Genomic DNA, 8,930 nt, shown 5'->3' with positions numbered 1-8,930 from the left:
GATGAGGATCGGCTCGGCCTGTCCGAGCAACCCTCGGAAGACCAGTGTAGGGCGAGCCACCTCAGCCACGAAGACGGGTATACGGTCTTACTGGAACAGCCGTTGCAGGCGTGGTCTGATGCGCAAAAAGCCACGATAAAGTAAGTCGAAAAGGGGAGTCAAAGGCGCCCATCCTGCCATAATTCCGAGTGGGCGGAATATGGGAATCGCCCGCCACATTGCAGCAAACGCCTGTGCACCGACATAAAGCTTGCCATTTTCTTCCGCATGAAACCGCGCCAGTGCCTCTTCACGATCAACCGGGCAACTGGCCGATGCATCATAAATATCCACGAAGCGGATTGCATTGCCGCGGTCCAGCTTTCGCATCAGCGCAATTTCGCGACGGCAAAGCGGGCATCCGCTGTCGAACCAGACCGTCACACGATGAGGATACATTCCGTCTAGCCTTTCTTTTGTGCCGAGCTACGCCCTCTCTGATCCGACGGATCAATGCGGACGCGAAGAGCGCTTTGACCCGGAAGGCAATTTGGTTTACGAGACCCCCAGACTGAGGCGGACGCGGGACAGACCGGACATGATGGCCTATCTCGGGCTGATGGCAACAGCCTTCGTCGCGGCAACCCTATTGCCAGCACAATCAGAAGCGCTCCTTGCCTATCTCGTCGTCCAGGCTGAACACCCGGTCGGTCTGCTCATTGTATTTGCCACCATCGGGAATGTCGCGGGATCTGTCGTGAACTGGGCGCTCGGTCGAGGGATCGAACGTTTTCGTACTCGGCGCTGGTTTCCTGTCTCCGAAGCCGGCCTTGATCGGGCAAGCCGCTGGTATAGAAAATTCGGCCGATGGTCTCTGCTGACGAGTTGGGTTCCGATCATTGGTGATCCGATCACGGTTGTCGCAGGCATACTACGAGAACCGCTGGCAAGCTTTGTCATCCTCGTTACGATCGCAAAGTTTGCGCGCTATTGCGTGATCGCAGCGCTAGCATCCAACGCATTTTGAAGCATAGGACGGTCTCGACTGTTCAAGAATATTCCAGATCAGCGTCTGTAGACGCGCGATTCTTTGCGTGAAGCGAACTGGATGTCGATCAGACTTTCTCCACGCTGATCATCAAAGTGAAACATATTTCTTAATAGCTGGACCTTCGTTGACTAAGTCGACCCATTCGGTAGTCTTAAGTCATCAATTGGAGGGAAGTTGCCATGTCGAACAATATTCGCACCTTGAGGTTTGCCGTAGCTGGTGTACTTGCATCGCTTCTATTGGCACCGTCGGTGCATGCCGACACGACACTGTTGAATGTTTCCTATGATCCGACACGCGAGTTCTATAAGGACTTCAATGCGGCCTTCGCCAAGCACTACAAAGCGCAAGCTGGTGAGACTGTTACGATCCAGCAGTCTCATGGCGGTTCTGGCAAGCAAGCGCGTTCGGTTATCGATGGTCTTGAAGCCGATGTGGTGACGCTTGCACTGGAAAGCGACATTGACGCCATTGTACAGAATGGCGGGAAGATAAAGCCCGACTGGCGCGCACGCCTCGGCAACAACTCTTCTCCGTATACCTCCACGATCGTTTTCCTTGTCCGGAAGGGCAATCCCAAGGGCATCAAGAATTGGGGCGATCTGGTCAAGGGTGATGTGAAGATCGTGACACCTAATCCAAAGACCTCCGGTGGCGCACGCTGGAACTATCTCGCGGCATGGGCCTGGGCGAACGAAGAGTTCAAGGGCGATCAGGCGAAGATCAAGGCTTACATTGCAGATCTCTACAAGCGTGCCCCGGTGCTGGACAGCGGTGCCCGCGGCTCGACGGTCACCTTCGCGCAGCGCCAGATCGGCGATGTTTTGCTGGCTTGGGAAAACGAAGCTTTTCTCGCCGGTGAGGAATTCGGCAAGGATGCGTTCGAAATCGTCGTGCCGCCCATCTCCATCCTTGCAGAGCCGCCGGTTGCAGTGGTTGACGCCAATGTGGATGCCAAGGGAACGCGCAAGGTCGCAGAAGCTTACCTGCAGTACCTGTACTCCGATGAAGGCCAGAACCTCGCAGCAAAACACTTCTACCGTCCGGCCAACCGTGCGGTCGTGAAGCCGGAACTGCTGAAGGCCTTGCCAGACATCAAGCTTGTCACCATTGATGATCCGCAGTTTGGTGGTTGGAAGAAAGCGCAGCCTGAGCACTTCGGTGACGGCGGCATCTTCGACCAGATCTACAAGCCGGCACGCTGAGGAGTGCGCCTGATATGACATCAACCACCGCTTCCACGCGGTGGCGATTGAAGGAGCCGAGCATCATCCCAGGTTTTGGGTTGACGCTCGGCTTTTCGCTCGCCTACCTCGGCCTCATCATCCTGATACCACTGGCCGGTCTCATATTCCGGGCCAGCTCGCTTTCGGCATCCGAGTTTCTGTCCATCCTGACTGATGAGCGGACTTTGGCCGCGCTCAAGATCAGCTTCGGAACTGCGCTGATCGCAGCCCTGATCAACGTCGTCTTCGGCGTATTGATCTGTTGGGTTCTGGTTCGCTACGATTTTCCCGGCCGTCGCCTGATCGATGCGATGGTGGATCTTCCGTTCGCCTTGCCAACGGCGGTCGCAGGCATTGCGCTCAGTGCGCTCTATGCACCGAAGGGATGGATCGGCGCATGGTTCACGCCCTTCGATATTCGCATCGCTTACACACCGATCGGCATCACGATAGCGCTGATTTTCATCGGGCTCCCCTTCGTGGTCCGCACCGTGCAGCCGGTGATGGAAGAGATTGATCGCGAGGTCGAGGAGGCTGCAGCCACGCTTGGTGCGAACCGTTTTCAGACCGTCTTCAAGGTCTTGCTGCCCAGCCTGCTGCCCGCGATCATGACGGGTTTTGCCCTGGCGTTTGCACGCGGCGTCGGCGAATACGGTTCTGTCGTCTTCATCGCAGGAAACATTCCTTACGTTTCCGAGATCGCTCCGTTGTTGATCGTCATTCGGCTGGAAGAGTTCAATTATGCGGGCGCGACGGCGATTGCGACTATCATGCTGGTTATCTCCTTCGCCATGCTTCTGATCATCAATCTAATCCAATCGTGGAGCAGGGGGAGGTACGGCCATGGCTGATCGCGGAACTCGCTTCGTCAATCCTGTCGACGAGAGGACTGGAACCAAGATCGTCCTGACATCGATCGGTGGCCTGTATCTCGCCTTCTTTCTCTTCCTGCCGCTGGTCGCGGTGTTCATCGAAGCCTTCCGCAAGGGTGCTGCCAGCTATTGGGAAGCTTTGGTTGAACCGGATGCCGCGGCGGCCATTCGGTTGACATTGCTCGTTGCCGCGATTGCGGTTCCGTTGAACCTCGTCTTTGGCGTCGCTGCCGCCTGGGCAATCGCCAAGTTCGAGTTCAAAGGCAAAGCTTTCCTGATAACCCTCATCGATCTGCCGTTTTCGATCTCACCGGTCATTTCGGGTCTGGTTTATGTGCTTCTCTTTGGAAGCCACAGTGTGCTGGGACCTATCTTGAAGAGCTATGGGATCGAAATCCTCTTTGCGGTTCCGGGTATCGTCCTGGCGACGGTGTTCGTGACGTTCCCCTTTGTCGCGCGTGAGCTGATTCCGCTCATGCAGGATCAGGGTTCGGGAGATGAGGAAGCGGCACTTTCTCTTGGAGCTTCCGGTTGGCAAACCTTTTGGTACGTTACTCTTCCCAATATCAAGTGGGGTCTGCTCTACGGCGTCCTTCTTTGTAATGCGCGTGCCATGGGGGAATTCGGTGCGGTGTCCGTTGTGTCCGGCCATATTCGCGGACTGACCAACACCATGCCTCTGCATGTGGAAATTCTCTACAATGAATACAATATGGCGGCCGCCTTTGCGGTTGCCTCCCTTCTGGCAGCGCTCGCACTCGTAACGCTCGCGCTGAAGACGCTTCTGGAAATACGATTTGGCGCTGGCAATGCCGGCGGTCGACACTAAGGGCATAATGATGGAAGTTACTGTATCAAACGTCACCAAGGAATTTGCCCGGTTTCCGGCCCTCAACGATGTATCTCTCGATATCCGTTCCGGTGAACTCATTGCTCTGCTTGGTCCGTCAGGTTCTGGAAAGACCACGCTTCTGCGCCTCATCGCCGGACTCGATCAGCCTACGAACGGGAAGATTTTGTTCGGTGGAGAGGATGCCTCGCACAAGAGCGTTCAGGAGCGTAACATCGGCTTTGTCTTCCAGCATTACGCGCTGTTTCGGCATATGACGGTGGCTGAAAATATAGCGTTCGGATTGAATGTTCGTCCGTCTTCCACTCGCCCTCCCAAGAATGAGATTCGGAAACGGGTCGCCGAGCTTCTTGAGATGGTCCATCTTTCGGGTCTGGAAAAGCGCTATCCCAATCAGTTGTCTGGCGGTCAGCGCCAGCGTGTGGCTTTGGCGCGTGCCATGGCAATCGAGCCGCGGGTTCTTCTGCTGGATGAGCCATTCGGTGCACTGGATGCCAAGGTTCGCAAGGAACTGCGCAAATGGCTCCGAGAATTTCATGATCGTACTGGCCATACGACTGTGTTCGTTACCCATGATCAGGAAGAAGCATTGGAACTCGCGGATCGCGTCGTGGTGATGAGCCAGGGCAAGATTGAGCAAGTTGGATCAGCCGATGATGTTTACGACAAGCCCGGCTCTCCCTTCGTGCATCGCTTCATCGGTGAGGCATCGGAGCTTCCGGTTCGTGTCGAAAATGGTGAGGTATGGCTTGACGACCGCACGGTTGGCCTGAAGGCCGATGGCGCAGCCGAAGGCCCGTCATCGCTGTTCTTCCGTCCGCATGACATCGAATTTCTCAGTGGCTGTGGCGGTTGCTTTGATGGCGTCGTGGTCGGTAGCAGACGGCTTGCCGGCGCTCGCCGCCTGGAACTCGAGCTCGGCGGCAGCCAGTACCGGGTAGAAGTCGATGTGCCCGTTGATCACCCGGCTGCCCTGAGGAGCCAGATCAACTTCCGGCCCAAGCATTGGCAGCTGTTTCCCAGAAGCGCTTGAACTGCTGCGCGGGAGGATGTGGCGCATTCTCTTGCACTGGCGTCCAGACCATGCGGGCGAAACGGCGAGATGAACAATCAGAAGGTGGGCGGTGTATTGACCCAGATCAGCACCGTTTCACCGTCGTGAATATTTCTCCATGAGTGGAGACGTGTGCTTTCGAAATAAAAACTGTCGCCTGCCGCAAGCTCAAAGAAGTTTGAACCATCCAGCATAATCTCAAGGTTTCCGCAGAGAATATGTAGAAACTCCTCCCCCGGATGCCTGTAGGCTCCTTCACTTGAGGCTCCTGGTGCCAGAACAAACCGATGGCATTCCATCTGGTTGCGTCCCTCCGCCAGACACTGGATAGTGACGCCTGAAAAGGTCGTTGGCCAGGTCGACCATCTACCGGAACGAATGAGTGATTCCGCGCCGCTTGGTTCCTCCTGTCCGCTCAAGGACGTGATGGTCGTGCCGAAATAGTTGGCCAGATCATGCATTCCTTTGAGCGACAACCCCTGCGATGTCCTCTCGAATGTCGAGAGAAGCGAAATCGGGATATCGAGATCGCGCGCCACCGCATCCAGGGTCTTGCTTGCCTCTCGTCGCATACGTCTGATCTTCTGGCCGATTGATAGATGGGAGCCTGTGGGAAGCTCTTCCTCGTTGGAGGCGCTGTCAGTGTCCGAAGCTACAGATTCTTGCTTCAACTGCTCACGGATTGCCGCCGGGTTCAGTCCTTTTTCGGTCCTGAGGTAGCTGATCATTTTCAGACGGTCGATGTGCGAGCTGTCAAACAGGCGCTGTCCGGAGGGCGTCCGGATCGGCTCAATCAACCCCTGGCTTTCCCATAGGCGCAGGGTGGAGGGCGAAACCCCCGCCATGCGCGCCGCCTCCGCGATTTTGAATAGGATTGTATCCACCTTGCCGCTGCTCTGAATTTCTGATCGGTCCATGCTGAAATAATGTGTCGAACCCCGATTGTAAAACTACAGAAAAAATGTAAGAAATCATTCGAGGGCGATTTTCGTTCCGGATCTTTTTTCAAAGAGGGGCGCAGCAATGGATAATCAGGCATTGGCGGTTCGCCGCAGCGACGCAATTTCACGCGGCGTGGGTGTCACCACGAGCGTTTACGCAGAACGCGCCGAGAACGCAGAAATCTGGGATGTGGAAGGCCGCCGCTATATCGACTTCGCCGCGGGCATCGCTGTCGTCAACACGGGGCATCGGCATCCGAAGGTCATGGCTGCGGTTCGTGATCAGCTCGACCACTTTACCCATACCTGCCATCAGGTCATTCCTTACGAGAACTATATTCGCCTGGCTGAGCGTCTCAATGATGCGGTCCTGGGCGACTTTCCCAAGAAGACGATCTTTGTGACGACCGGTGCGGAAGCGGTTGAGAATGCGGTAAAAATCGCCCGCGCTGCCACAAATCGGTCGGCGGTGATCGCCTTTTCCGGCGCGTTCCACGGCAGGACCTTCATGGGCATGACGCTCACCGGCAAAGTGGTGCCTTACAAGACGGGGTTCGGTGCCATGATGCCGGATGTCTTCCACGTACCGTTTCCGGTTGCTCTGCACGGCACAACCGTCGAAGATACGCTGGGCGTTCTCGATAAGCTGTTCAAGGCTGATGTCGATCCGAACCGGGTTGCTGCCTTCATCGTGGAGCCAGTTCAGGGCGAGGGCGGCTTTTACGAAGTGCCGCGCGCGTTCCTGGCAAAGCTGCGCGAGCTCGCTGACAAGCACGGTATTCTGCTGATTGCAGATGAAGTTCAGACCGGGTTTGCCCGCACCGGCAAGCTTTTCGCCATGGAGCATTATGGCGTTCATGCAGATCTGACCACCATGGCGAAAGGTCTGGGCGGCGGCTTCCCTGTCGCTGCAGTCACAGGTCGCGCCAACATCATGGATGCGCCTGGACCGGGAGGACTGGGGGGCACTTATGGTGGTAACCCGATTGGCATTGCTGCGGGGAACGCGGTGCTCGATGTGATCGAGGAAGAGGCGCTTTGCGCACGCGCAGACCAGCTCGGTGCGCGGCTCAAGCAGAGATTGCACTCGCTGACAGAAGCCGTTCCACAGATCGCGGATATTCGCGGACCTGGGTTCATGAATGCTGTCGAATTCAATCTCCCTAACTCAACGACTCCGAACCCGGATTTCACGAACAAAGTGAGACTTCGGGCGCTGGAAAAGGGCTTGATCCTCCTGACCTGCGGCGTCTACGGCAATGTGATCCGCTTCCTCGCTCCGATCACCATCCAGGACGATGTCTTTGCGGAAGCGCTGGATATTCTGGAAACCACGCTCCGCGAATGCGCGGCGGAGGCTTGATCCATGTCGGTTTCTTCCGCGCTCGCATCACGGCTCAAAGATCCATCCTTGCTTGTCGATACCGCGCTGATCGCTGACCGCTGGGTCGGACGGAGCAAAACAGGCGAAACCTTCGAAGTCACCAATCCGGCAACTGGAGAGGTGCTGGCCGTATTGCCCGATATGGGGCGGGCGGAAACGGCAGATGCAATCGAGGCGGCACATGCGGCGCAAAAAGCATGGGCTGCGAGAACGGGTAAAGAGCGCGCCGGTGTGCTGCGTCGCTTCTACGATCTGATCGTGGCGCATGCCGATGATCTGGCGATCATCCTGACCTCGGAAATGGGCAAACCCCTTGCCGAGGCCAAGGGCGAAGTTCTTTACGGCGCTTCGTATGTGGAATGGTTTGCCGAAGAGGCAAAGCGCATATACGGCGATACCATCCCCGGACATCAGCCAGACAAACGCATCATCGTTCTGAAGCAACCCGTTGGTGTCGTGGCGTCGATCACGCCGTGGAATTTTCCGAATGCGATGCTCGCCCGCAAGCTTGCACCTGCCCTGGCAGCTGGCTGTGCCATGGTTTCCAAACCGGCTGCGGAAACTCCGCTTTCCGCACTGGCGCTCGCTGTTCTGGCGCGGCGTGCGGGCTTGGCGCCAGGACTATTCAACATCGTCCTCTCCACGGATTCAGCGAGTATCGGGCAAGAGATGTGTGCGAACAGCAAGGTTCGCAAACTGACCTTCACCGGTTCCACCAATGTCGGCAAAATCCTCATGCGGCAGGGTGCGGATCAGGTTCTGAAGCTTGGGTTGGAGCTTGGTGGGAACGCGCCTTTCATCGTCTTTGATGATGCAGATCTCGATGCCGCAGTCGAAGGCGCGATGGTCTCCAAATTTCGTAATAACGGCCAGACCTGCGTTTGCGCAAACCGGCTCTATGTCCAATCCGGCATCTATGATGCGTTTGCGGCCCGGCTTACGGAACGTGTCGCACAGCTAAAGATTGGCAATGGCTTCGAGGAAGGTGTTCAGGCAGGCCCGCTCATTTCATCCAAGGCACTGTCCAAGGTTGAGGAACATATCTCCGACGCTCTCGCGCAGGGAGCCACCGTGTCCACGGGCGGCAACCGGGATGGTCGGGGGGATCTCTTCTTTCAGCCAACGGTCCTGACGGATGTAACATCTTCCATGAAGGTCGCACGGGAAGAAACCTTCGGCCCGGTCGCGCCTCTCTTCCGCTTCGAGACTGAGGAAGAGGTGATTGAGCTTGCCAATGATACGGAGTTCGGTTTGGCCTCCTACTTCTACGCCAAGGACCTCTCCAAGGTCTTCCGCGTGGCGGAAGCTTTGGAATATGGAATGGTCGGGATCAATACCGGATTGATCTCTACGGAAGTTGCGCCTTTTGGAGGCATCAAACAGTCCGGACAGGGGCGTGAAGGCTCGAAATACGGCATCGAGGATTATCTCGAAATCAAGTATCTGTGTCTTTCCATCTGACTCTTAGCCATCACTGACTCCAAAATAGAAACAGTGATGGCGCAATTGTTCATCTTTTGAAGCCGTCTGACAAATGTCATCTTTCACGCAACGGAAGCAGTGTCTTGCTTCC

The 8,930-nt window shown here is 56.3% G+C and carries 9 protein-coding genes; 7 read left to right on the top strand and 2 right to left on the bottom strand.

From position 1 onward, the window contains the following. Positions 1-87: 87 nt before the first annotated feature. The gene (locus tag MUU53_RS19510) at positions 88-438 is read right to left on the bottom strand and encodes a thiol-disulfide oxidoreductase DCC family protein (RefSeq protein ID WP_281435200.1); all 351 of its coding nucleotides are present in this window, start codon (positions 436-438) and stop codon (positions 88-90) included. Between the two features lie 139 nt (positions 439-577). On the opposite strand from MUU53_RS19510, the gene MUU53_RS19505 reads away from it, so the two are divergent. The 5 genes from MUU53_RS19505 (at position 578) to MUU53_RS19485 (ending at position 5,011) form a co-directional block, all read left to right on the top strand. Then, complete coding sequence (locus MUU53_RS19505) at positions 578-1,006, top strand: YqaA family protein (protein ID WP_247262375.1); 429 nt, start codon at positions 578-580, stop codon at positions 1,004-1,006. 203 nt (positions 1,007-1,209) lie between these two features. Then, complete coding sequence (locus MUU53_RS19500) at positions 1,210-2,235, top strand: sulfate ABC transporter substrate-binding protein (protein WP_247262374.1); 1,026 nt, start codon at positions 1,210-1,212, stop codon at positions 2,233-2,235. A 14-nt stretch (positions 2,236-2,249) separates the two neighbouring features. Further along, positions 2,250-3,107, top strand: coding sequence for a sulfate ABC transporter permease subunit CysT (gene cysT / locus MUU53_RS19495; RefSeq protein ID WP_247262373.1), 858 nt, complete (start codon positions 2,250-2,252; stop codon positions 3,105-3,107). Then, positions 3,100-3,957, top strand: a complete 858-nt coding sequence (gene cysW, locus MUU53_RS19490) for a sulfate ABC transporter permease subunit CysW (protein WP_247262372.1) — start codon at positions 3,100-3,102, stop codon at positions 3,955-3,957. Before cysT ends, cysW begins: the two co-directional genes overlap by 8 nt. Before the next feature lie 10 nt (positions 3,958-3,967). After that, complete coding sequence (locus MUU53_RS19485; protein ID WP_247262377.1) at positions 3,968-5,011, top strand: sulfate/molybdate ABC transporter ATP-binding protein; 1,044 nt, start codon at positions 3,968-3,970, stop codon at positions 5,009-5,011. A 77-nt stretch (positions 5,012-5,088) separates the two neighbouring features. Here MUU53_RS19485 and MUU53_RS19480 read toward each other — a convergent pair whose 3' ends face one another. After that, complete coding sequence (locus MUU53_RS19480) at positions 5,089-5,877, bottom strand: MerR family transcriptional regulator (RefSeq protein ID WP_247262371.1); 789 nt, start codon at positions 5,875-5,877, stop codon at positions 5,089-5,091. Between the two features lie 178 nt (positions 5,878-6,055). Between MUU53_RS19480 and MUU53_RS19475 the strand changes: the two genes are divergently transcribed. Together MUU53_RS19475 and MUU53_RS19470 are read left to right on the top strand one after the other, a co-directional pair. After that, the gene (locus MUU53_RS19475) at positions 6,056-7,336 is read left to right on the top strand and encodes a 4-aminobutyrate--2-oxoglutarate transaminase (protein ID WP_247262370.1); all 1,281 of its coding nucleotides are present in this window, start codon (positions 6,056-6,058) and stop codon (positions 7,334-7,336) included. Between the two features lie 3 nt (positions 7,337-7,339). Beyond that, positions 7,340-8,818 (top strand): NAD-dependent succinate-semialdehyde dehydrogenase, encoded by a 1,479-nt coding sequence (locus MUU53_RS19470; RefSeq protein ID WP_247262369.1) that lies wholly within the window; start codon positions 7,340-7,342, stop codon positions 8,816-8,818. Positions 8,819-8,930: the final 112 nt, after the last annotated feature.

The sequence above is a fragment of the Affinirhizobium lemnae genome (genome assembly GCF_022968395.1).
Taxonomy (GTDB): Bacteria; Pseudomonadota; Alphaproteobacteria; order Rhizobiales; family Rhizobiaceae; genus Neorhizobium; species Neorhizobium lemnae.
Note: the sequence above shows the minus strand (reverse complement) of the source record. Positions and strands in the feature narration are given on the sequence as shown.

Excerpts from the sequence above, each read along its gene's own strand:
- MUU53_RS19500 (WP_247262374.1), top strand. The coding sequence starts at position 1,210 with ATGTCGAACAATATTCGCACCTTGAGGTTTGCCGTAGCTGGTGTACTT.
- MUU53_RS19510 (WP_281435200.1), bottom strand. The coding sequence starts at position 438 with ATGTATCCTCATCGTGTGACGGTCTGGTTCGACAGCGGATGCCCGCTT.
- cysW (WP_247262372.1), top strand. The coding sequence starts at position 3,100 with ATGGCTGATCGCGGAACTCGCTTCGTCAATCCTGTCGACGAGAGGACT.
- MUU53_RS19485 (WP_247262377.1), top strand. The coding sequence starts at position 3,968 with ATGGAAGTTACTGTATCAAACGTCACCAAGGAATTTGCCCGGTTTCCG.
- MUU53_RS19475 (WP_247262370.1), top strand. The coding sequence starts at position 6,056 with ATGGATAATCAGGCATTGGCGGTTCGCCGCAGCGACGCAATTTCACGC.
- MUU53_RS19505 (WP_247262375.1), top strand. The coding sequence starts at position 578 with ATGATGGCCTATCTCGGGCTGATGGCAACAGCCTTCGTCGCGGCAACC.
- MUU53_RS19470 (WP_247262369.1), top strand. The coding sequence starts at position 7,340 with ATGTCGGTTTCTTCCGCGCTCGCATCACGGCTCAAAGATCCATCCTTG.
- cysT (WP_247262373.1), top strand. The coding sequence starts at position 2,250 with ATGACATCAACCACCGCTTCCACGCGGTGGCGATTGAAGGAGCCGAGC.
- MUU53_RS19480 (WP_247262371.1), bottom strand. The coding sequence starts at position 5,877 with ATGGCGGGGGTTTCGCCCTCCACCCTGCGCCTATGGGAAAGCCAGGGG.